The organism is Pararoseomonas baculiformis, from assembly GCF_017813395.1.
GTDB classification, from domain to species: domain Bacteria; phylum Pseudomonadota; class Alphaproteobacteria; order Acetobacterales; family Acetobacteraceae; genus Roseomonas; species Roseomonas baculiformis.
This window is the reverse complement of the sequence record NZ_JAGIZB010000013.1, coordinates 40,180-65,916: the sequence shown is the minus strand read 5'-3', so window position 1 is coordinate 65,916 and position 25,737 is coordinate 40,180. Positions and strand designations below refer to the sequence as shown.

The following is a 25,737-nucleotide window of genomic DNA, read 5'->3' as shown; positions in this document are numbered from 1 at the left end:
GACGCGGGCCGGGACGGCGAAGGGCGTGCCTGCCGCTCGTCACTCCTTGCCCTCGGGCTTGCGCCAGGGTTCCGCATCCACCGGCGGCGGCGAGCGCCGGCCGATGGGGCGAGGCGGCGGAGGCGGCGGGCCTGCCTCCGGAGTCGGCGCATCCTCCTCCGCCATGCCGCGCGCGGCGATCCACCATCCCGCGCGCCCGAAGAGGATGCCGCAGAGCAGCGCTAGAAACGCATTGGGCACAGAGGTGCCGGGGCCGGTGAGCCAGGTCCAGAAGGCGAAGCCCAGCAGCGCCGCCATCACGGCGATGATCAATGGCCGGTTCACCGGCGGCCTCCCATGAAGGCGAAGAGCCCGCCCACCACCGCGACGATGAGGCCGGCCAGCATATGCGCCATGCCGAGCCCCCCCATGTTCAGTCCGAAGGCGATGAAAAGGCCGACCCCCAGAAGGATGATCAGCCCGGCCAGGACAACGGGCGATGGCGGTGGGCGATTCCTCATCCGAGTTCGACGGGCCGGCTGTGCTGGCGGGGCACGAAGCGGCCCTGACCCGGGCGGGCCAGCACCTTCTCGCCGTCCCAGATCCTCTCGCCACGCAGATAGGTGGCCGCCACGCGCCCGCGCAGCGCGCGGCCGTGATAGGCGGAATGCTGGAATTCCGGCCGGTCGATGATCTTCGCCTGGTCGAAGGTGAAGTCGCCGCGCTCGATGACGCAGAGATCGGCGTCCGATCCCAGGGCGATGCTGCCCTTCTTCGGGTCCAGCCCGTGATAGCGCGCGGGCTCCTCGGCGCAGTACTTCGCCATGAGGGTGAGCGGCAGGCCGCGCTCCTCCAGCAAGGTGAACATGACCGGCGCGAAGCTCTGCATGCCGGTCAGCCCGGCGCCGAGGGCGAAGATGTCACCCTTGTAGATCTTGCGCTCCCGCTGCCAGGGCGCGTGGTCCGTGGAGATGTAGGCGACCTTGCCCAGGAGGAGGGAGGCCCACATCCGCTCCACCTCGTCCTGGGTGCGGAAGGGCGGGTTGCACTTGCCGAAGCCCTCGAGGCGGATGATGTCCTCCTCGGTCATGCAGAAGTAGTGCAGGCATGCCTCGCCCGAGGAGCGGGCGCCGGCGGCGCGGAAGTCCTCGGCGATGTCAAAGCCGCGCGCCAGGGAGGAATGGGCGATGTGCACATGCGCCCCCGTCTCCAGCCCGATCTCGAAGATGGCCAGGTTCGCCAGGTTCTCGGCCAGGGGCGGGCGGGTGCGGCAATGCCAGATCGGGTCGGTGTGTCCGGCGGCCTTCGCCTCCGCCGTCAGCTTCATCACCAGTTCCTGGTCCTCGTTATGCACGGCGACCATGAGGTTGGTCTTCGCGATCTCGGCGAAGGCCTCGCGCATCAGCCCCGGGTCGATCCGGGGGAAGCGCACCGCGTCATACTCATAGGTGGAGAACTTGAAGGAGCAGGCGCCGGCTTCGGCCAGCTCGGCGATGGCATCCACGCCGCCATCCTTCCTGATGGTACCGTAGAGCGCGACATCCACATGGGCCAGCTTGTGGAGCCACTCCACCTTTTCCTTCAGGATCGCAGCGTCCGTGACGGGCAGGGGAATGTCGTAGGGCATGTCCACGCAGGTCGTCACGCCGCCAGCGGCCGCCGAGGTCGTCGCGCCCTCGATGCCGGGCCAGCCGATGGAACTCGAGGTGTGCATGTGCCCGTCCACCAGGCCCGGGAAGATCAGCCGGCCCGAATGGTCCTCGGTGGCGTTGGACGGCGGCGGCGCGCCCTGGCCGATGGCCGCGATCGTCTCTCCACGCAGGGCGACATAGCCGCCTTCCAGCACGCCGTCCGGCAGGACGAGGTCACCAAGGATGACGCGGTCATAGGGCTGGCTCATGCGAGGTTCCAGGCTGTGCTGAGAGGGGGCGGAGGTTAGGGCAGATCGCCCGGCGCGGGTATCCCGCCCGGGCTCGCGGCGGAGGCCGGGAAGAGTTCGTCCAGCAGGGAGAGCGCGAGGGACGCCGCCTCTCCCTCGCGCTCCGCATTCCAGGCAAGGGCGACGCCGACGGCGCGAATGGGGCCGGCGAGGGCACGAAAGGCGACTCCGGGTGGGCGCAGCCGCGCCATGCCCGAGGAGACGAGGGCGACGCCCAGCCCGGCGGCGACGAAGCCGAGCTGCGCCATGGCCGAGCCCACCTCCCGCATCGCGCGCGGCGCGAATCCGGCATCGCGGCATGCGGCCACCATGGCATCGGCGTAGGCGGGCGAGATGGCGCGCGGCAGCAGAAGCATCGGCTCATCGGCGAGGAGGGCGAGGGGCAGGGGATCCGGCGCGGCGAGCAGCGCATGTCCCTCGGGCAGCGCGACGAGAAGGTGATCCTGCCCGAGCGGGCGGATGCGGATCGGCGGGCGTGCCCGGTCGTCCCGCAGCAGGGCGATATCCACCTCCCCGCGCCGGAGCGCCTCCAGCGCATCCGCCGTGTCCATCTCCCGCACGGAGACGGCGGCCTCCGGGCGGGCCGCGGAGATGGCCCGCACCAGCGGCGGCAGCTCGTCGAACAGGGCCGAGGTGACGCAGGCGATGGCAACCGGCGCATGCCGCCCGGCCCGCAGCTCGCGCGCCAGTGCCTCCAGCGCGCCGGCGTCCTCCGCCAGGCGGCGCGCCAGCGGCAGCAGCGCCTCCCCGGCGCGGGTGGGGCGGGTGCCACGACCGCCGCGTTCCAGCAGCCGCACGCCCAGCTCCTTCTCCAGCGCCTGGATCTGCGCCGTGAGCGGTGGCTGCGAGAGGCCGAGCCGGGCGGCGGCGCGCCCGAAATGCCCTTCCTCCGCGACAGCGAGGAAATGGCCGAGCCGGCGCACGAGGCGGAAATCCATGCGCGATACGGAAACGCTATCACGCGGCGCCGTCAATCGGATTGGACGATCAGCTTCTCCGGGTGCAGAACCGCGGTCCCAAAAGAGTAGAGGGGAGTACGCCGGTGCAGCTGCACGACGTGAAGGTCTATCCGTCCAAGGCCCTGCTGAAGCGCGAGGACCAGCTTGCCTGGAAGATCGCGGGCGTCGCCGCCGATCCGGTCGCGGTGCCCGGGGACACCGAGGCGATGATCATCAACCGGATCATCGACAATGCTGCCGTGGCCATCGCGGCCATCAACCGCTCCGCCCCGACCTCCGCACGGCAGATGGCCATGGGCCATGCGCGCCAGGGCGGCGCGACGGTGTTCGGCCTTGATCCCGCGAAGCGCTTCTCGCCGGAATGGGCGGCATGGGCGAATGGCACCGCGGTGCGCGAACTGGACATGCACGACACCTTCCTGGCGGCCGACTATTCCCACCCCGGCGACAACATCCCGCCCATCCTCGCCGTGGCGCAGACCATGGGAAAGAGCGGCGCGGACCTCCTGCGCGGCCTGGCGACCGGCTATGAGATCCATATCGACCTGGTGCGCGCCATCTGCCTGCATGAGCACAAGGTGGACCATATCGCCCATCTCTGCCCCGCCGCCGCGGCGGGCATCGGCACGCTGCTCGGGCTGGACCAGGCGACGATCTACCAGGCCGTGCAGCAGGCGCTGCATGTGAGCATCACCTTCCGCCAGAGCCGCAAGGGCGAGATCTCCTCCTGGAAGGCCTTCGCCCCGGCCCATGCGGGCAAGCTGGCTGTCGAAGCCGCGGACCGCGCCATGCGCGGCGAGGGTGCGCCGAGCCCGATCTACGAGGGCGAGGATTCCGTCATCGCCTGGGTGCTGGCCGGCCGCACCCAGCGCTACCAGGGCGATGTCTATGAGCCCGTATACTACCAGGTGCCGCTGCCCGGCGCGGGGGAGGGCAAGCGCGCCATCCTCGACAGCTACACCAAGGAGCATTCTGCCGAGTATCAGTCCCAGGCGCTGATCGACCTGGCCTTCCGGATGCGGGAGAAGATCAAGGACCTCGAGCAGGTCGAGAAAATCCTTCTTCATACGTCCCACCACACCCACTACGTGATCGGCACCGGTGCGAACGATCCGCAGAAGATGGACCCCAGGGCCAGCCGCGAGACGCTGGACCACTCCATCATGTACATCTTCACCGTCGCCCTGCAGGACGGGCGCTGGCACCATGTGGACAGCTACGCCCCCGAGCGCGCCGCGCGCCCGGATACCGTCCGCCTCTGGCACAAGATGGAGACCCGCGAGGATCCGGAGTGGACGCGCCGCTACCACTCCCGCGACCCGAACGAGCTGGCCTTCGGTGGGCGGGTGGAGATCACCCTGAAGGATGGCACGGTACTGGTGGATGAGCTGGCGGTCGCCAATGCACATCCGCTGGGCGCCAAGCCCTTCGGCCGGGCGGACTACATCCGCAAGTTCTGCATCCTGACCGAGGGGCTGATCGACAGCGCCGAGGCCGATCGCTTCATCGCCGCGGCCGAGAACCTCGCCTCGCTCAAGGCCGGGGAGCTCGACCAGCTCAATGTCCGCCTGCCCGAAGGGAAGCTGGCCCAGGGCAAGCCCGGCATCTTCTGATCGCGTCCCGCGCCGCCGCGGCTCCTGCCCGGCGGCGCCCCGCGCCCACAGGCGCGCCAAGGGCGTGGCCCGCCGGCCTGCCCTGCGACATGCAACAGAGGAACACCCCATGAGCGAAACCCAGCCCGACATCCGCAAGGGCCTTGTCGGCGTCGTCGCCGATGTCTCCGCCGTCTCCAAGGTGATGCCGGAGACGAACAGCCTGACCTATCGCGGCTACCCCGTGCAGGACCTGGCCGAGAATTGCAGCTTCGAGGAGGTGGCCTATCTCCTCTGGAACGGGGAGCTGCCCAATGCCGGCCAGCTCGCCGATTTCCGGCGCGAGGAGGCCGGCCAGCGCGCCCTGACGCCGGCGCTGCTGGAGGTCATCCGCGCCTTCCCGCGTGACGCTCATCCGATGGACGCCATCCGCACCGCCGTTTCCTTCATGGGCATGGAGGATCCGGAAGCGGCGGACACCTCCGAGCCGGCGACGCGCCGGAAGGCGATGCGGCTGCTGGCGAAGATCCCCACCGCCATCGCCGCCGCCCACCGCGCATCCAAGGGGCTGGATGCCATCGCGCCGGACCCGTCCCTCACCTTCGCGGAGAGCTTCTTCCACCTCGTCTTCGGCAAGGTTCCGCAGCCGGAGGTGGTGAAGGCCTTCGACGTCTCTCTGACCCTTTACGCCGAGCACGGCTTCAACGCCTCCACCTTCACCGCCCGCACCATCACCTCCACGGGCGCGGACCTGCATGGGGCGGTGGTAGGCGGCATCGCCGCGCTGAAGGGGCCGCTGCATGGCGGCGCCAATGAGGCGGTGATGCACATGCTGGCTGAGATCGGGGAGCCGGCCCGCGCGGTGGAGTGGCTCCAGTCCCGCTTCGACCATCGTGCCCTGGTGATGGGCTTCGGCCATCGCGTGTACAAGAACGGCGACAGCCGCGTTCCCACCATGACCCGCTACGCCGAGAAGATGGCCGAGGTGGTGGGCGACCGCCGCTGGATGGAGATGTCACGCCTGCTGGCCGGCGAGATGCTGGCCAAGAAGAACATCCACCCGAACCTCGATTTCCCCGCGGGGCCCGCCTACCACCTCATGGGCTTCGACATCCCGCTCTTCACGCCGATCTTCGTTGCTTCCCGCATCACCGGCTGGTCGGCCCATGTGATCGAGCAGGCGGCGGACAACCGGCTGATCCGCCCGCTATCGCACTACACCGGCGCGACGCAGCGCAGCGTGCCGCCCATGGCGGAGCGCGGCTGAACACCGCGCAGAGGAGGATGCGTCTCGGCGCGCATCCTCTTCACCTGACGGCGCGCTGGCTGGAAGCGCATCGTGTTCCCGCACATCGGCGCACATGGCGGCGCGCAACGCGCATCGCATCGATTCGGATGCACGCGAAAATCTGCACGGATGCGAAGTGTTTTTGTTGACACTGCGGATGCGCGTGCAGATAGCGTGGCGTGCGCATGAACCATTCCGCGCGATTCGCGTGTGAAGCTGTCAAGCACCCTGTGCAGATGGATGCACCCGGCAAGATGGCGACGCGGAGAGCAGACGGAGGGTGATCGGCGCGGCGCCATGTGGAAGCCCGGCTTACGGTGATCCCGGACCGGATGAGAGAGGACGATGCGGGCTTCGGAGACGAAACCCTTCTGGAGCGCGAAGCCGGCGACGGCGGTGCGCAGCCACCGCTTCCTCCCGCATGACGTAGCAGACCCTGTGACGCCTCCCTCCCCAGATGGGCGCGTCGGCGGGTCCGGTTGGACCAAGACGTGACCCCCTCGGCAACAATCCTCAGGAGATCCAGCACGTGAGCGAAGAGAAAACCCCCCGGGCAGCCGCCATGGCGATGAGCACCTCGCGCCGCAGCACCGGTACGCGCAAGGCCAGCACCGCCGGCCGCGCCAAGCCGGCCGCGAAGTCCGCGACGAAGACGGCCGCGAAGAGCACCGCCGCGAAGAAGCCGGCTGCGAAGAAGAGCACCGCGGCCGCCAAGGCCCCGGCCCGCAAGACGGCGGCCAGCAAGACGACCACCGCCCGCAAGAGCAGCGCGACCACGGCCCGCAAGACCAGCACGACCGCCGCCCGCAAGACGACGGCTGCCGCGAAGAAGGCCCCGGCCCGCAAGACGGCCGCGAGCAAGACCAGCACGGCCCGCAAGGCCGCGCCGGCCCGCAAGCCCGCCGCCGCCAAGGCCGCGCCGGCGCGCCGCAGCGCCGCCACCGCCAAGCGCGCCACCGGTGCCAAGACCGCCGCGAAGACCGCGACGGCCCGCCGCCCGGCCGCGAAGCGCACCACCGCCGCCGCGGCCAAGCGCACCACCACCACGGCGAAGCGCAGCACCGCGACGGCCGCCCGCAAGCCCGCCGCCGCGAAGACCAGCACGCGCAGCACCGCGGCCAAGGCCAGCACGGCCCGCAAGGCCCCGACCACGAGCCGCGCTGCTGCTTCCCGCACGGCTGGCGCGCGCAAGAGCGCCGCGCCCTCCGCGCGTAGCGAGGCCGCGAAGAAGGGTGCCCTGACGCGCGCCCGCAAGAAGGCCGAGGCCGCCGCCGCCGCCGCGAACGAGGCCGTGACGGAGATGGAGAACGCCAGCTCCACGACCAACAACAACGACGCGGGCTGAGCGCGTCCGATCCGATGGAAAGGGGGCGCTCCGGCGCCCCCTTTTTTCGTTCAGATCGGCAGGAACGCGCGCAGCAGGATATCGCGCCCGCCCGCGCCGCCGGGCTTGAAGGCGAGCTGGAGGCCGGTCCCCTCCGCGATGCACCAGGGCGTTGCCTGCGCGGCCTCCGGTCCCACCCGCAGCACAGGATGGCCCAGCGCGCGCAGCACCGGCCCGAACAGCGCTTCGCCTGCCACCAGCAGGCGTCCCACGCCGCGCTCCGCAAGCGCCGCGGCAAGCGCCGCCAGCGCCTCTGCGCCCGCCCCTTGCCGCACGAGGCCGGGTGAAGCCGCGAGGATCACCGGATGCTCGTCCGAGAGAAGGGGCACCGCCCATTCCAGGGCATCTGTCGCGTCTTCCACCCTGTCCAGTTCGCGCACCGGGCCGTGCAGCCGCGCAAAGCCGATCTGGGCGAGGGTGGCGCGGGCCTCCGTCGCGGCAAGCACGGCCCAGGCGCCGCGCGGCGCCGGCCATTCCTTCTCCACGGGCTCGGCCAGCATGCCAGCACGGCGAAGCGCCGCCGGCATCACGAGGCCAAGCCCCGCGCCAGCCACGGTCAGCGGCAGCGCGGTGGCGCCTTCGGCGATCGCGCCCAGCTGGATGTCGGTCACGCTATCGGCCACACCGTAGCGGCGCCCCGCTTCGGCCAGTCGCGAGATCTCGCGCCGGATGGTGCCCACGCCCTCCTCCACCATGCCGAAGGGCAGCAGGCCGACCGGCGCATCCGCCCAGGCGGCGAGGCGGCGCGGCAGGTTCGGCTCCTCTCCGGCCAGGGCGGTGCCCATGAAAAGATGGCCCAGATAGACACTGCGCCCGCGTGAAGGGAAACCGGGCGCCACCAGGGCGAAGCCGGACTGCAGCCGCCGCAGCAACGCGTCGGCGACCGGCCCGATGGATGGATCTCCGAAGCCCGCCTCGCTGAGCAGCAGGATGCGCGCCGCGCCGGCCGACAGCAGCGCCTCGCAGGCCGAGACGGCTTCGGCCACGGCAGAGCCGGGCGGCAGCAGGGACAGGAGCGCCTCGGCATCCGCCGCCGTGGGCAGGTGGGACACGGGCCCCATCCATGTCCGCACGCCGTCATTGGCGAGCAGAGCGCCGAATTCCAGCGCCGAGGCCGGATCCGTGGCGATGCAGCCCAGCTTCACCATGGCGCTAGTGCCCATGCCGTGGCGGCAGGGCAAGAAGGTCGGAATGGCCCACCACCGCCCGGAGCCGCCCGCGCTGCGCCTGCGCGGCGCGCAGGGCCGACCAGGCGGCGATCATGGCCGCCGAGCGCGGAGCCTGCCGCATGGCGGCCTGCGCATGGCCGCCGCTCAGTTCCGACAGCATCCGCGTCTCCGCCGGCCCGATCCGCCAGGGGGAGGGCGCGGTGGCCACCTGGAAGCCCTGGGCGCGGAAAGCCGCCGCCATCGCCCGCGTCGCGCCCGGGCCGAGTGCCGGCCCGCCGAAGCCCTTCTCCCGGATCTGGTCGCGCCGGAAGCCACGCGCCACGATCCCGTCCACCGGGTGCGGCGGCAGGAAGCGCGCATCCCCTTCAACATTGAGCGCGGAATAGAAGGGAAGCCGAAGGCCCGACGCCATGCGCGCCACCCAGCCGCGCGAGACGAGGTCGCACAGCGCCGTGCAGACCACCCCATCGGCACGGGAGAGCGGCAGGCCGCTCGGTGCATCGGCCAGGTCCAGCACCAGCCCTTCCACGCGCCAGGCGCCGGACGGCGTGTGCACCAGCAGCGTGCGCTTGTTCGGTGCCGATACCTCGAAGCCGACAGAGGCGGCGCGCATCGCGATGGTGTCGAAGGCGAACTCGATCAGCGTCACATCCGCGTCCACCAGCGTCCAGGCCTGGGGGCGGTTCAGGATGGGCGCGAGCCAGCGGAACAGGCTTCCGGTTCCCGCACCCAGGTCCAGCAGCCGCGGCCGCGCCGGCAGGGCCGCCGAGAGGGCCTCCGCAAGGGCGAAGTTGCGCGCCCGGGCGTCAACGGGCTCGCGCAGCTCCAGCCAGTCCGCATCGAAGCTCTCGGTCATGGGCGGGCTGCCTCGATCTCGCGGGCGAAGGAGGCAGCGCGGTCGGACCAGCGCGGCAGGCGCTGCCCGGCGCGCCAGGCGGCATCCGCCATCATCCGCCGCAGCTCCGCGTCGTAAATGGGGCGCCGCATGGCGCGGGAGAGGCTGTTGGCATCTCCGGGCGCGCAGATCACGGCAGCGTCGCGGGGCGCCAGTTCCGCCAGTGCCCCGCCCGCCGTGACCGCGAGCGGAAGGCCGCGCGCGAGGGCTTCGGCCACCGCCATGCCATATCCTTCCCAGTGAGATGCGGAGGCGAAGAGGTCGGCGCCGGCATAAAGCGCCTCCAGTGCCGCCCCCTCCACCTCGCCGGCGAAGGTGACGCGGCGGGCGATGCCCAGTTCCTCGGCCAGGGCCAGCAGCCCCTGCGCATGCACCGGGTCGCGCGCCCCGCCGGCAATGGTGAGCGTCCACTCCACATCCGTCAGCCGGCCGAGCGCGCGGAGCAGCACGTCATATCCCTTGCGCGGCACCACGGCGCCGACGGAGAGAATGGCGCAGCCCGGGCCGCCGGAGCCATGGGCGCGCGGCGCCTCAACCGTTCCCGGCTCCACCGTGCCGATCCGCGCGGGATCGGCGCCAAATTCCGGCGCCAGCCGCTCGGCGGTGAGCCTTGAGGTGGTGATCAGCCGTGCCATGGCGGGAAACAGCGCCTTCTCGCGCGCCCGCAGGGCCTCGCGTTCCGCCTCCGGATGGCCGGTCTCCAGCGCGGTCGGATGATGGATCAGCCCGACGGCGCGCGAGAGGCCGGGCAGCCCGGCAAAGGCAGGAAGGCCAAGACCATCCACCACCAGCACCTCATCGGGCGAAAGCCGTTCCATCACGCCGGCGGCGGCCGACATGGCGGCTTCATCCGGCAGGGGGTGGCGCCCCGCCATCTCTTCCACCCGCAGGGAATGCCCGAGATCACGCAGCCCCGCGATGATGCGTCGGTCATAGTTGTATCCGCCGCTGATCGCATCCAGTGGCGCGGGGACCGCGAACGCGATCCTCACGCCGACGCGGCCCGCTTCGGCACCTCGGCCTCATAGGCGGCCCAGGCAAGCGGGCTCTCCCGCAGCAGCACCTTCACGCTCGTCACGTCATTCCCGCCCGCGCCGAGCTTGCCCTCGGCCAGGGCCTGGCAGAGCAGCCCATGCACATGGAAGCAGAGGAACTCGGTGGTCGTGTTCTGCCCGGTGAAGGCGGGCAGCGTGTCGAGGTTGTTGTAGTCGAAGCTGTCGAGGATGCGGCGCAGCTCCACCCGCGCGGCGGCGATGTCCACCAGCAGATTTGCCTCGTCCAGCCGCGGCGCGCGGAACTCTGCCTCCACCACGAAGGTCGCGCCATGCACGCGCTGGGCGGGGCCGAAACCCTCACCCCGGAAGGAATGGGCGATCATGACGTGATCGGCGACGGTCAGGCTGTACATGGATGTCTCATTCATCGCTGTCATAGGTGACGACGGGGCAGAGCGGGGCGGGCTTGCCCTCGGCGGCCGGGCCGAGCAGCTCGGCCATCGCGCGCGGGAGCTCGCGGAAGGGCACCATCGGGCCGCAGAGCGCGTCCAGGGCCGGATCGCCGAGCAGGGAAAGGGCGAGGGCAAGCCGCTCGGCATGGGTGCGCCGCCCACGCATCGGACCCGCCACCTGCCCGACCTGCGTGGAGCGCAGCGTCACGCGCCCAGAATGGAAGGCGCCGCCAAGGGGCAGGGAGCATTCGGAGGAGCCGAACCAGGATGCCTCCAGGATGCGTGCCTCGAAGCCCGCGCAGCGCAGCGCGGTGCGGAGCCCGTCCGGATGCCCCGAGGCATGGATGATCAGGTCGCGCCTGTCCGGTGCGTCTCCGGGCGCCACGAGGCGCAGGCCCAGCCGCTGTGCCACCTGGGCGCGCAGGGGATCCGGATCGGCCAGGGCGAGGTCCATGGCGGGAAAGCGCGACAGCAGCCAGGCGCAGAGCAAACCGACGACACCCGCGCCAATCACAAGGGCGCGCTCGCCCGGTAGCGGCTGGGCATCCCAGATCACGTTGAGCGCCGTTTCCATGTTCGCCGCCAGCACGGCCCGCCATTCGGGCACCCTGTCGGGAACGGGAGAGCAGAGAGTGAGAGGCGCGACGAAGCGGTCCTGATGGGGGTGCAGGCAGAAGACGCGTTGCCCGATCCATTCCGCCGGCCCGTCCTCCACCAGCCCCACGGCCGCGTAGCCGTATTTCACCGGCCAGGGGAACTCGCCGGATTGCAGCGGCGCGCGCATCCGCGCCGCCTCGCTCTCGGGCACGCCGCCCTGGAAGACCAGCCGCTCCGTGCCGCGGCTGATGCCGCTGGCCAGGGTGCGCACCAGCACCTCCCCCGGCCCGGGTGGGCGAAGGGTCTCGCCATGGATGGCGCCCTGGCCCGGGCCGGTGGTCCAGAAGGCCGTCGCGGTGAGGGGCGCGGTCATGCACCCTCGCAGACGCGAGGACGCATGCGGCGCAGGGGAATATCGAGCAGGATGTCGCCGCCCTCCAGCGGGTGGATGGTCCATTCGAAGCGCAGCCCATCGGCGATGCGCGACGCCTCGGGCAGCGTGAAGGCCGCACGGCCCGAGCCGAGGATCACCGGCGCGACGGTCACATGCAGCCGGTCCAGCAGGCCCGCCGCCAGGAAGCGCGAGACCGTCATCCCACCACCTTCCACGAAAAGGCGCGAGAGGCCACGAACATGCAGCTCCCGCAGGAGCGCGGCGAGATCCGGCCCGCCGTCCAGGCGGGGGAGGGGCAGGAGCTCCGCCTGCCCGTGCTGCCCGCCATGCGCCAGATCGGCGTAGCAGGCGAGCAGTGTCGGCGGCCCGCCATCCATGAACACGCGATGCGTGGCTGGCAGTCGCCGCTCGGGATCGAGCACCACGCGAACCGGATTTTCGCCCTCCACCTCGCGCGTGGTCAGGCGCGGGTCATCATGCGCGACGGTACCGGCGCCAACCAGCACCGCGTCGCACAGCGCGCGCAGCCGGTGCGTGTGCAGGATGTCTCCGCGCCCGCCGATCCACTGGCTTGAGCCGCCGGAGGTGGCGATGCGTCCGTCCAGGGTCTGCGCCAGCCTTCCGATCACCATGCAGCCATCCGGCGCGGCTCCGGCAAGGAGCAGCGGCGCGAAGAGATGGCAGAGCGGGTCGTCGGGCAACACGGGCTTCTCCCCGGCGCGCTGCCTCAGCAGCGCCGCCCAGGCCTCCGTCGTCGCGCCATCCGCGGTCTCGGCAAGGCTTCCCATGTCCCTGTGCTATGCCCCAGCCGCGCGCAGCGCGCCAGGAGCCCCGTGCCGCCGCACCGACCCGCATCAGGCCCGGGCGGCGAGGGCGAGGGAAGGGGTCTGCCACGGCATGGCGCGCTGTCCCATCGCGGCATAGGTCGCGGGTCGGCTGGCCGGCAGCGCGGCGCCTGCGATGGTCTCGATCACGCGGGACTGGAGGGCGATCGCGTGCTCCAGCAGCCGGCGGTTCTCATCGGTCAGGTCGCGCAGCCGCGTCGCCAGCTGTTCCGCCGCCGCGCGCAGTTCGCCCTGGGCGGTGCTCTCCGTCCGCGTCGCGGCGCCATAGGCGGCCGCAAAGGCGTCGGAGGCCTGCAGCTTGGCGCCGGCAAGGCCCGCGGCGCGGGAGAGGTCGAGGCGCGCGAGGGCCTCATTCTCCTCCCGCAGCGCCTCGGCCAACCGCTGCCCGGCATGCAGCAGCGCCTGAATCATGGTTACCTGACTCATCTGTTCTCTCCGTCTTGGAGGGGGCGGCCCTGCGCCGCCTGGGCGCGCAGCAGCTCGCGATAGACAGCATCGGCGATTCCAACACCGCCCCGGTCCGACCAGGCGCGGGCGTGATGCTCGATCAGCATGGGCCGCCACTGCTCCTCCGCGGACCCGCCGGAGAGAAGGCCCTTCGGCGCGGTTCCGAAGACCGGCTTCAGCAGCGCGCCCAGGGCCTGCGCCTCGAAGCGGCGGGCCAGGCGGGAGAGGGCGGCGTGGTTCGCGGCCGGAACCTCCATCACCGCACCTCCAGCTCGGCCTGGAGCGCGCCGGCCGCCTTGATGGACTGCAGGATGGTGATGAGGTCCCGCGGACCGACGCCGAGCGAGTTCAGCCCGCGCACCAGCTCTTCCAGCGTGACGGAACGCGGAAGGATGCCCAGGCGCCGCTCGCGCTGGTCATCCACCTCGATCCCGGTGCGCGGCACCACCACCGTTTCCCCGTTGCGCGACAGCGGGCCGGGTTGGCTCACCTGCGGCGTCTCCGTCACCCGGATGGTCAGGTTCCCCTGCGCGATGGCGACGGTCGAGACCCGCACATTCGCGCCCATCACGATGGTGCCGGACGCCTCCTCGATGACGACCCGCGCGGCCTGGTCCGGTTCGACCCGCAGTTGCTCGATATCCGTCAGCAGCCGGGCGATGTCGCGCCCGGCGGTCATCAGCACCACCGTGCGCGGGTCCGTGGCCGTGGCGCTGCCGGCCCCCGCGGCCCGGTTGATCACCGCCGCCATGCGCTGCGCCGTGGTGAAGTCGGGGTTGCGGAGGGAAAGCCGGATCCGGTCCCGCCCGCCGAGCTCGAAGGGCAGCTCCCGCTCCACCACCGCGCCGGAGGCGATGCGCGCGGAGGTGGGCACGCCGCGTTGCACGGAGGCCGCCTGGCCGCGCGCCCCGATGGCCCCGGTGGCGACCGCGCCCTGCGCCACCGCATAAACCTCCCCATCGGCCCCGAGCAGCGGCGTGACGAGCAGCGTGCCGCCGGTCAGGTTGGAGGCATCGCCCAGGGAGGAGACAGCGATATCCACCCGGCTTCCCGGCCGCGCGAAGGCTGGGAGATTCGCGGTCACCATCACCGCCGCCACGTTGCGGGTGTCCAGCTGCCGCTCCTGGTCGCGGGTGTTCACGCCCAGCCGTTCCAGCATCCCCACCAGGGACTGCCGCGTGAAGATGGCCGAGCGCAGACGGTCCCCGGTCCCCGGCAGCCCCACCACCAGCCCGTAGCCGACGAGCTGGTTCTCCCGCACGCCCTCGATATCCGCGATGTCCTTAATCCGCACCTGCGCCCCGGCCGGCGCGGCCAGGAGCGAGGCGAGCAGTGCGGCGCACAGGGCCAGCGCGGTCTTCGCGCTTCGGAAACCGGTTTCGGGCAATGTCACCTCCGCCAAGCCGCCCGGCATGGCGCAACCCCCGTGCCAGGGTGGGCCCGGCTCCGGGCGGCAGCTTCTGCCGGGCCGGGACGGCTTCCTGCCGGAGGGCGGCAGGAGCGGGCGGCCGGCACGAGGCGGATCAGGGAGGGCGGAGGTGGCGGCAGGCAGGATCGGCATGGGCGGCATCACCCGCGCGGCTGTCCCGGCGGAGCGCGGCGCGCCACGGGCGAGGGGGGGCTTCAGGCTCCCTCCGGCGGGCACGGCGCCGGCTTCGGGACCTTCTGCTGCTGGGACAGTCCAGCCCCTGGGGCTGATGGCGCTGCAGGAGGTTGAGGATGCGGCCGGGCGCGACCAGCGGGGGGCCGCAAGGGCGCGGGCGCTTCTGCAGGAACTCTCCGCGCTTCAGGCGGAGATGCTGAGGGGCCGGGCCGACTCCGGGCGGCTGCTCCGCCTCGCGGAACTGGCCGAGGGCGAACCGCCTGCCGATCCGGTGCTGGCGGATGCGCTGGCGGGCATCGCCCTGAGGGCGCGCGTGGAACTGGCGCGGCGTGGCATAATGGTTGCAGCGCGGTGAATAGGTGCCGAAGAATCCCCTGATCGCCGCAGGCTTCAGGCACTTGCCCCGGGGTTCCCCTTGTTTTGCGACCGGTAGCATCGCTATACGCGGCTGCCTGGCCGGCCGGGGGGACCGGGGGGTCGGGCCAGGCTATCGGGATGTAAGCCATGCTCATCACCTTGCCGCCGGACTACAAGCCCTCGGATGACGAGGCCTTTATGAACCCCCGGCAGCTCGCCTATTTCCGGCAGAAGCTGCTGCGGTGGCGGGCTGAACTCCTGCGGGAGGCCGGGGAAACCCTGTCCTCGATGGGGCAGGGCGGGATCGTCGAGGCGGACCTGACCGACCGCGCCAGCGTCGAAACAGACCGGGCTCTGGAGCTTCGCACGCGGGACCGTGCCCGCAAGCTGATCGCGAAGATCGATCAGGCGCTGGAACGGGTGGATAACGGCACCTACGGCTATTGCGAGGAAACCGGGGAACCGATCGGGCTCCGCCGCCTGGAGGCTCGCCCGATTGCCACCCTGTCCATCGAGGCGCAGGAGCGCCACGAGCGCATGGAGCGGGTGCACCGCGACGACTGACTGCCCGGGCTACCAAGCCTAGAGGACCTGCGAGGCTTGCCTTCCCACGTCGTGCCGCCTTCCAGAGCCCTGCGGGGCCGGCGCCCGCGCCAGGACTGGACACGAATCGCCCGGCGCCGTCTGACTCCTTCCCTATGGCCGGGGAACCGCGGCGACACTCCGCCCCCCATACCCCTGCGTCCCACGCGGGGGCGCATTCAGGCGGCAAAGCTTGCAAAATGCCGCCCGGCAGAGCATGTGTGCGCCCGCAGCAGGGGCGCGGCAGCGGCGCCCGGCGGCATCGGGCAGGATGGTGCGGAAGCGGGCGGGGCGACAGGGTCGCCGGTGGCCCGCGAAGCCGCATCCGGACTGCCCGCCGCGCGGCAACAGTCGGTGCCCTGGGGTTCTCCCCTGGTCCGGCCGCATCACCCGCGGCGTTGCCGCAAACCCATCTGTGGCGCTGCCGCAGAACCCTTTTGCGGCCCCGGCCGCAGAGCTAAACGCGCGGGCTTCCCCACAGGGAGCCGCGACCGACGGAGGCCCAAGTGGCGCGCACCCCTCTCGAGCGAATTCGCAATATCGGCATCACGGCGCATATCGACGCCGGCAAGACGACCACGACCGAGCGGATCCTCTACTACACCGGCAAGTCCCATAAGATCGGTGAGGTCCATGAGGGCAACACCACCACCGACTACATGGACCAGGAGCGTGAGCGTGGCATCACGATCACCTCCGCGGCCGTGACGGCCGAGTGGAAGGACCACCGGATCAACGTCATCGACACCCCGGGCCACATCGACTTCAACATCGAGGTGAACCGCTCGCTGCGCGTGCTCGACGGCGCCGTCTTCATCATCGAGGGCGTGGCCGGCGTGCAGCCGCAGTCCGAGACGAACTGGCGCCTGGCGGACCGCTACAACGTCCCCCGCATCATCTTCATCAACAAGCTGGACCGCACCGGCGCGGACTTCTACCGCGCCGCCGCGACGCTGACCGAGAAGCTGGGCATCAACTGGGTCGCCCTGCAGCTGCCGATCGGCATCGAGGACACCTTGAAGGGCATCGTCGACCTGGTCGAGATGAAGGCCCTGATCTGGGAAGGCGACGAGCTCGGCGCCAAGTACCACGAGGCCCCGATCCCCGACGACCTGGCCGACAAGGCCGCCGAGTACCGCCAGACCCTGCTCGACGCCGTGCTCGGCGCCGATGACGCGGCCATGGAAGAGTATTTCGAGAAGGGCGACGTCTCGGTCGAGACCCTGAAGCGCGCCATCAAGAAGGGCACGATCTCGGGCGAGTTCCGCCCGGTGTTCTGCGGCTCGGCCTTCAAGAACAAGGGCGTGCAGCCCCTGCTCGACGGCGTGATCGACTACCTGCCCTCCCCGGTGGACATCGAGGGCATCAAGGTTGCCCCGGAAGAGGGTGAGGACGAGACGGCCGACCGCCGCGTCATCCCCGCTGACGAGAACGCCCCCTTCGCCGGCCTCGCCTTCAAGATCATTAACGACAAGTACGGCAACCTGACCTTCGTCCGCGTCTACCGCGGCGTGCTCCGCACCGGCGACACGGTGCTGAACACGACCAAGGAGGGCAAGGAGCGCGTCGGCCGCATGTTCCAGATGCATGCCGACAAGCGCGAGGAGATCAAGGAGGTCTCCGCCGGCGACATCGCGGCCTTCGTGGGCCTGAAGGACACCGGCACGGGTGACACGCTGGCCTCCTCGGAGGACCCGGTGGTGCTCGAGCGCATGGCCTTCCCGGTCCCCGTAATCGACATCTCGGTGGAGCCGAAGACCAAGGAGGGCGTCGAGAAGATGACCCTCGGCCTGCAGAAGCTGGCTGGCGAGGATCCCTCGCTGCGCCTGAAGACCGACCAGGAGACCGGCCAGACCATCCTGTCCGGCATGGGCGAGCTTCACCTGGAGATCATCATCGACCGCCTGCGCCGCGAGTATGGCGTGGACGCCAATATCGGCGCCCCGCAGGTCGCCTACCGCGAGACGATCACCAAGCCGCACACCGAGATCTACACCCACAAGAAGCAGTCGGGTGGCTCGGGCCAGTACGCCGAGGTCAAGATCGTCTTCGAGCCGAAGGAGCGGAACACGGGCATCGAGTTCGTGAACGGCGTCGTCGGCGGCTCGGTGCCGAAGGAGTACATCCCGGCGGTCGAGAAGGGCATCAAGGTCCAGGCGGACACCGGCGTGCTCGCCGGCTTCCCCACCGTGGACTTCAAGTACAGCCTGGTGGACGGCAAGTACCATGACGTCGACTCGAGCGCCCTGGCGTTCGAAATCGCCGCCAAGGCCTGCTTCCGCGAGGGCATGAAGAAGGCCGGCCCGGTCATCCTGGAGCCGATCATGGACGTGGAGGTCACCACCCCCTCCGACCATGTCGGCGATGTCGTCGGCGACCTGAACCGCCGCCGCGGCGTGATCCAGTCCCAGGACATGGCCTCCACCTCGGTCATCATCCGGGCCCATGTCCCGCTGAAGGAGATGTTCGGCTACATCTCCAACCTGCGCGGCATGACGAAGGGGCGCGCCTCCTTCTCCATGCAGTTCCACCACTATGATCCGGTGCCGCGCAACGTGGCGGACGAGATCATGAAGGCCTCGGCCTGATCAGACCGGTCGGCCCCGCTCCAGGCGGGGCCGCCAGGGCAGCTTCGGGCGGCGCGGGCGAATCCTTCGGCCGCGCCGTTTCCGTTTCCGCCCCTCTGTCTATCGCCGCAGGTGGTGCAGCCCCGTCGCGTCCAGCACGACCACCCCGTCCTCGACCCGCCGCGCTACGTAGCGCAGACGTGCGGATCCCCGGTCCTTGCGCGCCCGGGACCGCGTGACCTCGATAACCTCCACGCTGACGGTCACCTCCTCTCCGGGCCGGAGCGGGGCGGGCCAGCGGATATCCATCGCCGAGCCCGCCAGGCTGATCTCCTGCAGCAGGGGGCTGGCCATCAGCATGCCGAAGCAGGCTGACAGCGTGTGCAGTCCGGCGGCCACCACCGTGCCGAACACCGAATCCCGCGCCGCCTCCTCGTCCAGATGGAAGGGCTGCGGATCGTAGCGGCGGGCGAATTCCCGGATGTCCTCCAGGGAAAAGGTGAGGCGCCCCAGCTCGTACCGGTCGCCAGGTTGCAGCTCGTCCAGGGATTTCAGGCGGGGCAGGGTCATTCCGCTCCCTTAGACCCACTGCGCCCCCCCTTGAAGCGGCGCGTCACAGGGGCGACATCCATCATATGATCCAGGATCCGCACCGGCCCCCGGTTCTCGATATGACGCCGGAGGGCGACTTCCGGGATGCACCGCCCCGGCGCGGAGTGTCCTGGCTTGACCGCGCGCTGCTCCGGCTGGGCGGCGTGGCGGTGCTGGCCACCGCTGTCGCGGGTGGGCTGGTACTGGCGGCGCTGGGCGCGCTGCTCCTTGGCCTCCTGATCCCCGTGGTCATCGTGGCAGGGCTGGTGGGCTTCGCTTCCCTCTGGTGGCGCATGCGCCGCGCAGGCCGTGCTGGCATGCCGAGCTTCGTCGTGATGCGCCGCTGAGCCCAAGGCTTGGGCGGCACTGGGTTCACCCCCGATCCGGGCCGCCTCTATGAGGTGGGGCGGGACGGCCGGCCTTATACGCTTGAGCCGGAGCTTCCCGGCGCCGCGGAGGCACGGGAACGCCGTGTCCGCCGCTGGTGGGTCTGCGCGGTCCTGCTGAACGGGATTTCCATGGGCGCTGCGGCGGCGGCGGTTTTCCTGCTGCCCAGGTCGGCCGCGGCCTGGTTCGGTGTCCTGCCCCTTCTTTCGGCACCGCTCCTGCTGGTCCCGCCGCTCATCCGGCGGCGTGGCCTCGGGCCGCCCCGGCGCATCCACCGCCGCCGCCCGGACGGCTTCCCGCCGCCCGAGCTTCCCTGAGGCGCGGCTGCCCGGGCCTAGCGCGGGTTCTCGATACCGTAATTGGTCGGCCGGTGCGGGTCTGACGCGGCACCGGGGGAGCGGTGCTCGCGCTCGCCCTTGCCGCCCTGGGCCTTGGCACGGCTGCCATGCGGCCCGTCCGTCTCCTGCCCGAGCTGTGTCTTCGCATCGGGGTCCAGGGAGAGGCGCTGCTGCATCTCCGCTTCGTCAATGGACGCTTCCCGGGCCTTTTCAGCTGGCATGGAAAGCCGCACCACGCCGCCTTCCAGCCCGGCCACGAGGCTCCGGGGGATGTAGCGGTGAACGCCGCCGGAGGCGGGATCAGTTTTCGTCAGCTTTATGTATTCGCCTTCCACGGAATCGACCGTGCCGAAATGCTGGCCGTCGCTGCCCACGACGGGCGTGTGGTCCGGGATCTTTCCTGCGGCCATGTCGGCGGCGTTCGCCATGCGTGATTCCTCCAATGAAGCGCCCCGGGCCGGCTGGCGCCGCCCGGGAGGCGAACTGTCCGTCTACGAGGTCTGACCGCGCTTGCGGTTGTCGGGGGAGGGATCCTCGCCCTTCAGCCGGGCGTTCCCGACGATGTCCTGGTCGTCGCCCCCGGGCTTGCTGTTGCCGCCGCCCTTGCTGTTGCCGGCATCCGGCATCTTGCCGGCATGTTCCTGGAAGGCGCTCTTCTGCTTGTCAGCCATGGCCGAGCTTTCTCGCCTCGCTGTTGCACCGGGGAAGAACGCCTCGCGCGCGATGCTGTTTCAGGCGGGCCGGTTCAGGCGGGCCGGCCGACGGCCGGAAATGCGCCTTGTCCCTTCCCCTGGCGCGTGGAAGCCTCCGTCACCGGCCGCAGAGCCGCAGGAGGAGACCGCCATGCATCGACGCACCCTCGGGCAGGGGACGCTCGCCGCCGTCCTGGCCCAGGCCATCGCCCCGGGCCTGCACGCCCAGGGCACGCCCGCCGGTGCGGCATGGGCCACCAGCTGGGTCGGGTCGGTGCAAGGGCCCTATCCGGTCGGCAATCCCTCGGCGCAGCCGAACCAGTCCTTCATCTTCCCCGACCCGGCGGAGGGGGCGCGGGACATGACCCTTCGCTTGGTGCTCCGGCCATCCCTTTGGGGGCGGCAGGCACGGCTGCGCTTTTCCAACGCCTTCGGCACCCGGCCCCTCACGCTGGATGGGGTGCATGTCGGGCTGCAGCATGGCGGCGCGACGCTGGTGCCCGGCACCAACCGCCCGGTCCGCTTCGACGGCCAGCCCGCCGTCACCATCCCGCCGGGCGGCCAGGCCTGGTCGGACCCGGTGGAGCTGCCTTTCGCCACCGAACCCGATTCCCCGCTGCTGATGGGCCGGAAGCTTGCCGTCTCCCTTCATGTCGTGGGCTCCAGCGGGCCGATGACCTGGCACGCCAAGGCGCTCCAGACCTCCTATGCCACCGCCCCCGGCGCGGGCGCGCATGGCGGGGAGGAGGGAGAGGAATCCTTCCCCTTCTCCACCGCCTCATGGTTCTTCCTCGACGCGGTGGACATGGCCGCGCCCGCCGGCACGCCGGTGATCATCGGTTTCGGTGATTCGATCACCGACGGCACGGCCTCCACCATGAATGGCGATGATCGCTGGCCCGACGTGCTGGCGCGGCGGCTGAATGCCCGGCTCGGCAACCGCGTGGCGGTGCTGAATGCGGGGATCGGCGGGAACCAGGTGGTCGGCCCGGCGGAGTACGGACCGCAGAAGCCCTTCCCGGGCGGCCCCTCGGCCCTGGCGCGGATGGACAGGGACGTGATCTCCCTTTCCGGCGTCAAGACCGTGATCTGGCTGGAGGGCACCAATGACTTCAGCCGCAATGGCAATGCCTCGCTTGAGGCGGTGCGCGAGGGGATGAAGGCCGGCGTGGCCCGGCTGCGCGCTGGCATACCGGGCGTGAAGGTGATCGGCGCCACCGTCACGCCGGCACTGGGCAGCACCAGCGCGGCGCATGGCCATGCGGAGCAGGACGAGAAGCGGAAGGGCCTCAACGCCTTCATCCGCGACAGTGGACTGTTCGACGCAGTGGCCGAGTTCGATCGCGCGACCCTGGACCCTGCGACGGGTGGGCTGAAGGCGGAGATGATCCCGGATTCCACCACGGGCGGCCCGGGCGACAAGCTGCACCCGAACCGGGCCGGCTACCTGGCGATGGGTTCCGCCATCGATCTCGGCAGCGTCATGCCGGCACGGCGGTGAAAGCCGGGGCCGGGCGGGGATGAACCCGCCCGGCCCGTGGCGTCAGGCTGCCTTGCGGGCGCCCACATCCGCGCGCTTGTCGAAGCGCGCCACGCGGGAGAGCAGGTAGTCCACCTCCTCCCGCGCCTTCGCGCTCAGCCCTGCGCCCGGGCGGCGCTGGGCATCGCTGGCCAGCACGCCGCGGCGCATCAGCACGTATTTCCGAACAGCCAGGCCCGTCGGCCCCTGCTGCTGCTCGTAGCGGAGGAGCGGCAGATGGGCGTCGAACAGGTCATGGGCCTCGTCGCGCTTGCCTTCGGCCTGCAGACGGACGAGATCGGAGAGCATGTCGGGGAAGGCGTAGCCGGTCATCGCGCCATCCGCCCCGCGCTCGCACTCGAAGTCGATGAAGAGCCCGCCATTCCCGCAGAGAATGGAGATGTGCTTCATCGAGCCGTCCTTCTCGAAGCCGCGCAGGGCGGAGATCTTCTCAAGGCCGGGCCAGTCCTCGTGCTTGACCATCACGCAGTTCGGGTTGGCCTGCACGATCCGGCGGATCACGCCGGGGGTCATGATGACGCTGAAGGTCTGCGGGAAGTCCTGCACCACGAAGGGCACGTCCGCCCCGATCGCCTCGGCCGCCTGAGCGTAGTAGCCGACGATCTGGTCATCCGTGCGCAGGGTGTTCGGGGGCGCGATCATCACGCCGGCCGCGCCCGCGTCCATCACCGCCTTGGTGAGGGAGGTCATGGCGGCGAAGCCGGGGGCCGAAACGCCCACGATCACCGGAATGCCGGCACGCTTGATCATGCGCGAGGCGAGCGAGACGCTCTCGGACATGTCCAGCTTCGGCGCCTCGCCCATCACGCCAAGGACGGTAATGCCGGTGCAGCCGCTCTCGACGCAGAAGTCGGTATAGCGGTCGTTCGAGGCCTCATCGAGCCGGCCATCCTCGTGGAAGGCGGTCGGCGCGATGGCGTAGACGCCCTTTGCCTGGGTCAGGTCCATCAGGCGTTCTCCTTCTTCCAGGCCTCGTAGCGGGCCTTGTTCTCGGCATTGGGGGGATAGAGGCCGGGCAGGGAGGCGCCGCCTTCCACCTGCGTCATGATCCAGGTCTCCTGCCGCTCCTGCTCCACCGCGGCCTCAGTCACGGCCTCCAGCAGGGCCTGCGGGATCAGCACGGCGCCGTCCTGGTCCACCACCACCACGTCGCCGGGGAAGACGGCGACGCCGCCGCAGCCGATCGGCTGCTCCCAGGCTACGAAGGTCAGTCCGGCCACGGAGGGCGGGGCGGCCGCGCCGTTGCACCAGACCGGAAGACCCGTGCCGAGCACGCCGGCCAGGTCCCGCACCACGCCATCGGTGATCAGGGCTGCCACGCCCTTCTTCGCCATGCGGGCGCAGAGGATGTCGCCGAAGATGCCGGCGTCCTGCACGCCCATGGAATCGACCACGGCGATGCAGCCCTCCGGCATCGCCTCAATGGCGGCGCGGGTGGAGATGGGGGAGGACCAGCTTTCCGGGGTGGCGAGGTCCTCACGGGCCGGGACGAAGCGCAGGGTGAATGCGCGGCCGACGAGGCGGGGCTGGCCCTCCCGGATGGGCTTGGTGCCGCGCATCCAGACGTTGCGAAGGCCCTTCTTCAGAAGGACCGTCGTAAGGGTGGCGGTGGAGACGCCTTCGAGCGCCTGCTTGATCTTGGGATCGAGGTTCAACCCGGTCTCCTCCGTTCTGTCGTCCGATGCCGGGCTTCGCGCGGCATGGCATGCGCGTCAAGCAGGCCGGGAATCCATGCGAAAGGATTTTTTCAGGGTTGGAGAGCAACCCGGCTCGCCCCATCTGCCGGGCATGATCCGCACCGGTCGAACCATCGGGTTGGGCGCGCTCGCGCTGCTGGCGGGGCTTGCCGCCCCATCAGGGGAGGCCCAGGCGCAGGAGCGCCGCTTCTTTCAGGTGGCACCGGGACCCAGGACAACGGCCCCGGTGCTGGACACGAGGCCGGTGCTCGCCACCAACCAGGCCATCACGGTGATGGACCGCGCGGCCATCAACCGCTGGCTTTGCCCCAATGGCGGCAAGCCCGTTCGCGGCCGTCCTGGCCGCTGCGACGGGCGCGGCATGGCCAGGGGCGGGGGTGGTGGGGCCGATCCCGACGTGGCGGGCTGGCATGCCGATCTTCCGGCGCCCGCTCGTCAGCAGATTGCCTGCCCGGCGGGCACGGTGGCTACCCAGGCCCGGGCAAACCCCGGCACGGTCCGGTGCATGCCGATGGCCGAGGAGGTGCAGCAGGCCAGCGCCCAGCCCAGCCCCGCTGAGGCAAAGCCTGCCGATCCGAAGCCGGCCCCCACCGAAACCGCCGAGGCTCGCGAGTCGGCGGCCCGTCCCGTCTCGGCGCCCGCGGCACCCGCCGCCGCTCCGCCCGCCCAGCCCGGGCCGGAAGCGCCGACCCCGGCGCCCCGCGCCGAGGCCGCTTCGCCGAAGCCTGCCGCACGGGCCAGCGCGGGCTCCTAGCGGCCCCTTCTTCCGAGACGGAAACCCGGCGCCAACCGCACCACCCCGGTCCAGCCGCCTGGGGCGTTCTGCACGCGGAGTTGCGGGAGCAGCCCCCTTGGATGGTCCTCCTACTCGCTCAGGCGCTTGCTGGCCGGGATGTCCATCCGCCCCTGGAAGACCTGCCGGCCCGCCCAGGCGAGCGCCGCCAGGGACAGGACGGCCACTCCGGCAAGCAGGACCCAGACGGCCGGGCGGATCTCGAACTCCAGGTCGAAATTGGCCTGGAGGATTGCGCCGGCAGGCAGGTTCGTCGCCAGGGCATACCAGAGATATTCCAGCCCGCCGGCCCCGACGGCGGCCAGGATGGCGATGGGCAGCAGGGACCAGGGCACCGACCGCCAGCGGGCCGGAACCAGGCGCCACAGCATCAGCCAGAGAAACAGCCCGCTCATCAGCACGGGCTCGGAGACGTTGATCTTCGACTGCATGTAGAAATGCAGGATCCCCAGGGCGACCAGCGGGTAAGCCAGCCGGTGCAGCACCTTCCACTCCCGGCCTAGGCGCCGGAGCCAACCATCGGTCGAGGTCCAGCCCAGGACGGCCAGGCCGATCAGGGCGGTGAAGCCGGTGGAGAGATAGGGCCGCTTCACGATCTCCAGCAGCACATGCCAGAGCCGGAGATGCTCGTTCCCGACATAGAGCGCGAGGTGCACCAGCCCGTAGCCGAGCGCCGCCAGCCCTAGCATCCGCCGAAGCTGCAGCACGCGGGGCCAGTCGAAGATCCAGCGCGCCGGGGTGACGAAGAGGCTCATCAGCAGGAAGCGGACGCACCAGCTGCCTGTCTCGTGCGTGGCCAGGGTCAGCGGCTCCGGCCCGAGCCCGTCGCTTGCCCAAAGCCAGCCGAGCCAGAGCAGCGGCGCCAGGCAGCCCAGCAGCACCGCGGTCTTGAACCAGGAGAAGCGCCCGCCGCGATCCAGCCAGGGCCAGGGGCCTGGACGCGGCGGAGGGGCGCTCCCGCGCCGGGCGCGGCGGGGGCGGGATGGAGAGTCGAGCGTCGCGTCGCTCACATCGGGGGCACCACGCCGTCCCGCGCGACGGTCACGCGGGAGGCGGTCAGGGTACCGTCCGGGCCGGGCGTCGCCACGAGGAAGACCTGCGCGCCGGGCTTCAGGTCCTCCATCGCAGCGGGGATCGGAGTCACCACCGGGACATCGGGCGGAACCATGACCCGGACCTGCTGCCCGCGCGCGGTGAGGAGAAGGCTGCGGCCGTCATTCGCCTCCACGGCCGAATCCACCGTGGCGTTGGTCATGGAGGATGTCGGCGTCAGGTCCCAGGCATAGTGGCCCTCCCCGGTGCCCCGCATCGCCTCGGGGAAAACCAGCACCTCCAGCGCCCGCCATGCGCCGTCCGGCCCGGGTTCGGCGGCAGTGCCGATATAGCTGCCGGGGGCGATGGCAGAGAGCTCCAGCCGCCGCAGCGCGGAAACGCTGGCATTCTCGGCCAGCCGGATCGTCACGCGCTGCCCCTCTCGCGTGGTCACGGCCAGGTCACGGCCGGAAATCCCGTCGATGGTGCCCCGGACCCGACGAGGCGCACCCTGGGCCCAGAGGGGCAGGGGTTCCACCACCGCCAGGGCGGCCGCTGCTGCCAGGAACTGCCGTCGTGTCATCGCCTTGCCTCCATCCGGCCCGGCGATACGCCGGGCGGAG

General features: G+C 70.9%; 31 protein-coding genes. 11 read left to right on the top strand and 20 right to left on the bottom strand.

The window, feature by feature from the left end; all coding sequences use genetic code 11:
* Positions 1-39: 39 nt before the first annotated feature.
* The 4 genes from J8J14_RS14640 to J8J14_RS14625 are packed head-to-tail and all read right to left on the bottom strand — an operon-like array spanning position 40 to position 2,856.
* Positions 40-324, bottom strand: coding sequence for a hypothetical protein (locus J8J14_RS14640; protein ID WP_209380276.1), 285 nt, complete (start codon positions 322-324; stop codon positions 40-42).
* Positions 321-500, bottom strand: coding sequence for a hypothetical protein (locus J8J14_RS14635; RefSeq protein WP_209380275.1), 180 nt, complete (start codon positions 498-500; stop codon positions 321-323). The genes J8J14_RS14640 and J8J14_RS14635 overlap by 4 nt, the downstream gene beginning before the upstream one ends.
* On the bottom strand, positions 497-1,879 hold the full coding sequence (locus J8J14_RS14630) for a dihydroorotase (RefSeq protein WP_209380274.1): 1,383 nt from the start codon (positions 1,877-1,879) through the stop codon (positions 497-499). The genes J8J14_RS14635 and J8J14_RS14630 overlap by 4 nt, the downstream gene beginning before the upstream one ends.
* 35 nt (positions 1,880-1,914) lie before the next feature.
* Entirely contained in the window at positions 1,915-2,856 is a 942-nt protein-coding gene (locus J8J14_RS14625) for a LysR family transcriptional regulator (protein ID WP_209380273.1), read from the bottom strand.
* 104 nt (positions 2,857-2,960) lie between these two features.
* Here J8J14_RS14625 and J8J14_RS14620 point away from each other — a divergent pair, with 104 nt between their 5' ends.
* The 4 genes from J8J14_RS14620 (at position 2,961) to J8J14_RS14605 (ending at position 7,102) form a co-directional block, all read left to right on the top strand.
* Positions 2,961-4,490 (top strand): MmgE/PrpD family protein, encoded by a 1,530-nt coding sequence (locus J8J14_RS14620; protein WP_209380272.1) that lies wholly within the window; start codon positions 2,961-2,963, stop codon positions 4,488-4,490.
* 109 nt (positions 4,491-4,599) lie between these two features.
* Positions 4,600-5,736, top strand: coding sequence for a bifunctional 2-methylcitrate synthase/citrate synthase (locus J8J14_RS14615; RefSeq protein WP_209380271.1), 1,137 nt, complete (start codon positions 4,600-4,602; stop codon positions 5,734-5,736).
* Positions 5,737-5,830: 94 nt separating this feature from the next.
* Positions 5,831-5,971: a hypothetical protein gene (locus tag J8J14_RS14610; RefSeq protein WP_209380270.1), complete on the top strand. Its 141-nt coding sequence runs from the start codon at positions 5,831-5,833 to the stop codon at positions 5,969-5,971.
* A gap of 315 nt (positions 5,972-6,286) precedes the next feature.
* A complete protein-coding gene (locus J8J14_RS14605) occupies positions 6,287-7,102 on the top strand; it encodes a hypothetical protein (RefSeq protein ID WP_209380269.1) in 816 nt (271 codons plus the stop codon).
* Positions 7,103-7,152: 50 nt separating this feature from the next.
* Here the strand turns inward: J8J14_RS14605 and J8J14_RS14600 are convergent, their stop codons facing one another.
* The 9 genes from J8J14_RS14600 to J8J14_RS14560 form a co-directional block, all read right to left on the bottom strand.
* Positions 7,153-8,304 (bottom strand): four-carbon acid sugar kinase family protein, encoded by a 1,152-nt coding sequence (locus J8J14_RS14600; RefSeq protein WP_209380268.1) that lies wholly within the window; start codon positions 8,302-8,304, stop codon positions 7,153-7,155.
* Positions 8,294-9,166: a class I SAM-dependent methyltransferase gene (locus J8J14_RS14595; protein WP_209380267.1), complete on the bottom strand. Its 873-nt coding sequence runs from the start codon at positions 9,164-9,166 to the stop codon at positions 8,294-8,296. Before J8J14_RS14595 ends, J8J14_RS14600 begins: the two co-directional genes overlap by 11 nt.
* Positions 9,163-10,197 (bottom strand): glycosyltransferase family 4 protein, encoded by a 1,035-nt coding sequence (locus tag J8J14_RS14590; protein ID WP_209380266.1) that lies wholly within the window; start codon positions 10,195-10,197, stop codon positions 9,163-9,165. The genes J8J14_RS14595 and J8J14_RS14590 overlap by 4 nt, the downstream gene beginning before the upstream one ends.
* On the bottom strand, positions 10,194-10,628 hold the full coding sequence (locus J8J14_RS14585) for a 6-pyruvoyl trahydropterin synthase family protein (protein WP_456307521.1): 435 nt from the start codon (positions 10,626-10,628) through the stop codon (positions 10,194-10,196). Before J8J14_RS14585 ends, J8J14_RS14590 begins: the two co-directional genes overlap by 4 nt.
* A complete protein-coding gene (locus J8J14_RS14580) occupies positions 10,621-11,622 on the bottom strand; it encodes a zinc-dependent alcohol dehydrogenase (RefSeq protein WP_209380265.1) in 1,002 nt (333 codons plus the stop codon). The genes J8J14_RS14585 and J8J14_RS14580 overlap by 8 nt, the downstream gene beginning before the upstream one ends.
* Positions 11,619-12,431 (bottom strand): RibD family protein, encoded by an 813-nt coding sequence (locus J8J14_RS14575; protein ID WP_209380264.1) that lies wholly within the window; start codon positions 12,429-12,431, stop codon positions 11,619-11,621. The genes J8J14_RS14580 and J8J14_RS14575 overlap by 4 nt, the downstream gene beginning before the upstream one ends.
* Before the next feature lie 66 nt (positions 12,432-12,497).
* Complete coding sequence (locus J8J14_RS14570; RefSeq protein ID WP_209380263.1) at positions 12,498-12,914, bottom strand: hypothetical protein; 417 nt, start codon at positions 12,912-12,914, stop codon at positions 12,498-12,500.
* Positions 12,911-13,192: a rod-binding protein gene (locus tag J8J14_RS14565; RefSeq protein ID WP_209380262.1), complete on the bottom strand. Its 282-nt coding sequence runs from the start codon at positions 13,190-13,192 to the stop codon at positions 12,911-12,913. The genes J8J14_RS14570 and J8J14_RS14565 overlap by 4 nt, the downstream gene beginning before the upstream one ends.
* Complete coding sequence (locus J8J14_RS14560; RefSeq protein ID WP_209380261.1) at positions 13,192-14,349, bottom strand: flagellar basal body P-ring protein FlgI; 1,158 nt, start codon at positions 14,347-14,349, stop codon at positions 13,192-13,194. The genes J8J14_RS14565 and J8J14_RS14560 overlap by 1 nt, the downstream gene beginning before the upstream one ends.
* On the opposite strand from J8J14_RS14560, the gene J8J14_RS14555 reads away from it, so the two are divergent.
* From J8J14_RS14555 to fusA, 3 genes are all read left to right on the top strand, one after another.
* Positions 14,348-14,893 (top strand): flagellar assembly protein FliX, encoded by a 546-nt coding sequence (locus J8J14_RS14555; protein WP_342452452.1) that lies wholly within the window; start codon positions 14,348-14,350, stop codon positions 14,891-14,893. The two genes, J8J14_RS14560 and J8J14_RS14555, sit on opposite strands and share 2 nt — an antisense overlap.
* Positions 14,894-15,042: 149 nt before the next feature.
* Entirely contained in the window at positions 15,043-15,459 is a 417-nt protein-coding gene (gene dksA, locus J8J14_RS14550) for an RNA polymerase-binding protein DksA (RefSeq protein ID WP_209380259.1), read from the top strand.
* Positions 15,460-15,983: 524 nt separating this feature from the next.
* The gene (fusA, locus tag J8J14_RS14545) at positions 15,984-18,065 is read left to right on the top strand and encodes an elongation factor G (protein WP_209380258.1); all 2,082 of its coding nucleotides are present in this window, start codon (positions 15,984-15,986) and stop codon (positions 18,063-18,065) included.
* A gap of 99 nt (positions 18,066-18,164) precedes the next feature.
* On the opposite strand, the gene J8J14_RS14540 is transcribed toward fusA, so the two are convergent.
* Positions 18,165-18,614: a MaoC/PaaZ C-terminal domain-containing protein gene (locus J8J14_RS14540; RefSeq protein WP_209380257.1), complete on the bottom strand. Its 450-nt coding sequence runs from the start codon at positions 18,612-18,614 to the stop codon at positions 18,165-18,167.
* A 65-nt stretch (positions 18,615-18,679) separates the two neighbouring features.
* Between J8J14_RS14540 and J8J14_RS14535 the strand changes: the two genes are divergently transcribed.
* Entirely contained in the window at positions 18,680-18,982 is a 303-nt protein-coding gene (locus J8J14_RS14535; RefSeq protein ID WP_209380256.1) for a hypothetical protein, read from the top strand.
* A gap of 9 nt (positions 18,983-18,991) precedes the next feature.
* Entirely contained in the window at positions 18,992-19,339 is a 348-nt protein-coding gene (locus J8J14_RS14530) for a hypothetical protein (protein WP_209380255.1), read from the top strand.
* A gap of 17 nt (positions 19,340-19,356) precedes the next feature.
* Here the strand turns inward: J8J14_RS14530 and J8J14_RS14525 are convergent, their stop codons facing one another.
* Together J8J14_RS14525 and J8J14_RS14520 are read right to left on the bottom strand one after the other, a co-directional pair.
* Positions 19,357-19,788, bottom strand: coding sequence for a DUF2171 domain-containing protein (locus J8J14_RS14525; RefSeq protein WP_209380254.1), 432 nt, complete (start codon positions 19,786-19,788; stop codon positions 19,357-19,359).
* A gap of 63 nt (positions 19,789-19,851) precedes the next feature.
* Positions 19,852-20,031, bottom strand: a complete 180-nt coding sequence (locus J8J14_RS14520) for a hypothetical protein (RefSeq protein WP_209380253.1) — start codon at positions 20,029-20,031, stop codon at positions 19,852-19,854.
* 172 nt (positions 20,032-20,203) lie between these two features.
* Between J8J14_RS14520 and J8J14_RS14515 the strand changes: the two genes are divergently transcribed.
* Positions 20,204-21,553: a GDSL-type esterase/lipase family protein gene (locus tag J8J14_RS14515; protein WP_209380252.1), complete on the top strand. Its 1,350-nt coding sequence runs from the start codon at positions 20,204-20,206 to the stop codon at positions 21,551-21,553.
* Between the two features lie 42 nt (positions 21,554-21,595).
* Here J8J14_RS14515 and J8J14_RS14510 read toward each other — a convergent pair whose 3' ends face one another.
* On the bottom strand, positions 21,596-22,540 hold the full coding sequence (locus J8J14_RS14510) for a dihydrodipicolinate synthase family protein (RefSeq protein ID WP_209380251.1): 945 nt from the start codon (positions 22,538-22,540) through the stop codon (positions 21,596-21,598).
* Positions 22,540-23,247 carry a ribonuclease activity regulator RraA gene (locus J8J14_RS14505; RefSeq protein ID WP_209380250.1) on the bottom strand — a complete coding sequence of 236 codons (708 nt, stop codon included), beginning with the start codon at positions 23,245-23,247 and terminating at the stop codon, positions 22,540-22,542. The genes J8J14_RS14510 and J8J14_RS14505 overlap by 1 nt, the downstream gene beginning before the upstream one ends.
* A gap of 133 nt (positions 23,248-23,380) precedes the next feature.
* On the opposite strand from J8J14_RS14505, the gene J8J14_RS14500 reads away from it, so the two are divergent.
* Positions 23,381-24,043 (top strand): hypothetical protein, encoded by a 663-nt coding sequence (locus J8J14_RS14500; RefSeq protein ID WP_209380249.1) that lies wholly within the window; start codon positions 23,381-23,383, stop codon positions 24,041-24,043.
* Positions 24,044-24,153: 110 nt separating this feature from the next.
* On the opposite strand, the gene J8J14_RS14495 is transcribed toward J8J14_RS14500, so the two are convergent.
* Together J8J14_RS14495 and J8J14_RS14490 are read right to left on the bottom strand one after the other, a co-directional pair.
* Complete coding sequence (locus tag J8J14_RS14495) at positions 24,154-25,092, bottom strand: protein-methionine-sulfoxide reductase heme-binding subunit MsrQ (protein WP_209380248.1); 939 nt, start codon at positions 25,090-25,092, stop codon at positions 24,154-24,156.
* Positions 25,089-25,697, bottom strand: coding sequence for a hypothetical protein (locus J8J14_RS14490; RefSeq protein ID WP_209380247.1), 609 nt, complete (start codon positions 25,695-25,697; stop codon positions 25,089-25,091). Before J8J14_RS14490 ends, J8J14_RS14495 begins: the two co-directional genes overlap by 4 nt.
* Between the last annotated feature and the right edge of the window lie 40 nt (positions 25,698-25,737).

Bases quoted from the DNA above. Each gene is read 5' to 3' on its own strand.
- J8J14_RS14635 (WP_209380275.1), bottom strand. From the start codon at position 500: ATGAGGAATCGCCCACCGCCATCGCCCGTTGTCCTGGCCGGGCTGATC.
- J8J14_RS14630 (WP_209380274.1), bottom strand. From the start codon at position 1,879: ATGAGCCAGCCCTATGACCGCGTCATCCTTGGTGACCTCGTCCTGCCG.
- J8J14_RS14625 (WP_209380273.1), bottom strand. From the start codon at position 2,856: ATGGATTTCCGCCTCGTGCGCCGGCTCGGCCATTTCCTCGCTGTCGCG.
- J8J14_RS14615 (WP_209380271.1), top strand. From the start codon at position 4,600: ATGAGCGAAACCCAGCCCGACATCCGCAAGGGCCTTGTCGGCGTCGTC.
- J8J14_RS14610 (WP_209380270.1), top strand. From the start codon at position 5,831: ATGGCGGCGCGCAACGCGCATCGCATCGATTCGGATGCACGCGAAAAT.
- J8J14_RS14600 (WP_209380268.1), bottom strand. From the start codon at position 8,304: ATGGGCACTAGCGCCATGGTGAAGCTGGGCTGCATCGCCACGGATCCG.
- J8J14_RS14595 (WP_209380267.1), bottom strand. From the start codon at position 9,166: ATGACCGAGAGCTTCGATGCGGACTGGCTGGAGCTGCGCGAGCCCGTT.
- J8J14_RS14585 (WP_456307521.1), bottom strand. From the start codon at position 10,628: ATGAATGAGACATCCATGTACAGCCTGACCGTCGCCGATCACGTCATG.
- J8J14_RS14580 (WP_209380265.1), bottom strand. From the start codon at position 11,622: ATGACCGCGCCCCTCACCGCGACGGCCTTCTGGACCACCGGCCCGGGC.
- J8J14_RS14575 (WP_209380264.1), bottom strand. From the start codon at position 12,431: ATGGGAAGCCTTGCCGAGACCGCGGATGGCGCGACGACGGAGGCCTGG.
- J8J14_RS14570 (WP_209380263.1), bottom strand. From the start codon at position 12,914: ATGAGTCAGGTAACCATGATTCAGGCGCTGCTGCATGCCGGGCAGCGG.
- J8J14_RS14565 (WP_209380262.1), bottom strand. From the start codon at position 13,192: ATGGAGGTTCCGGCCGCGAACCACGCCGCCCTCTCCCGCCTGGCCCGC.
- J8J14_RS14555 (WP_342452452.1), top strand. From the start codon at position 14,348: ATGGCGCAACCCCCGTGCCAGGGTGGGCCCGGCTCCGGGCGGCAGCTT.
- J8J14_RS14560 (WP_209380261.1), bottom strand. From the start codon at position 14,349: ATGCCGGGCGGCTTGGCGGAGGTGACATTGCCCGAAACCGGTTTCCGA.
- dksA (WP_209380259.1), top strand. From the start codon at position 15,043: ATGCTCATCACCTTGCCGCCGGACTACAAGCCCTCGGATGACGAGGCC.
- J8J14_RS14540 (WP_209380257.1), bottom strand. From the start codon at position 18,614: ATGACCCTGCCCCGCCTGAAATCCCTGGACGAGCTGCAACCTGGCGAC.
- J8J14_RS14535 (WP_209380256.1), top strand. From the start codon at position 18,680: ATGATCCAGGATCCGCACCGGCCCCCGGTTCTCGATATGACGCCGGAG.
- J8J14_RS14525 (WP_209380254.1), bottom strand. From the start codon at position 19,788: ATGGCGAACGCCGCCGACATGGCCGCAGGAAAGATCCCGGACCACACG.
- J8J14_RS14520 (WP_209380253.1), bottom strand. From the start codon at position 20,031: ATGGCTGACAAGCAGAAGAGCGCCTTCCAGGAACATGCCGGCAAGATG.
- J8J14_RS14515 (WP_209380252.1), top strand. From the start codon at position 20,204: ATGCATCGACGCACCCTCGGGCAGGGGACGCTCGCCGCCGTCCTGGCC.
- J8J14_RS14510 (WP_209380251.1), bottom strand. From the start codon at position 22,540: ATGGACCTGACCCAGGCAAAGGGCGTCTACGCCATCGCGCCGACCGCC.
- J8J14_RS14500 (WP_209380249.1), top strand. From the start codon at position 23,381: ATGATCCGCACCGGTCGAACCATCGGGTTGGGCGCGCTCGCGCTGCTG.
- J8J14_RS14490 (WP_209380247.1), bottom strand. From the start codon at position 25,697: ATGACACGACGGCAGTTCCTGGCAGCAGCGGCCGCCCTGGCGGTGGTG.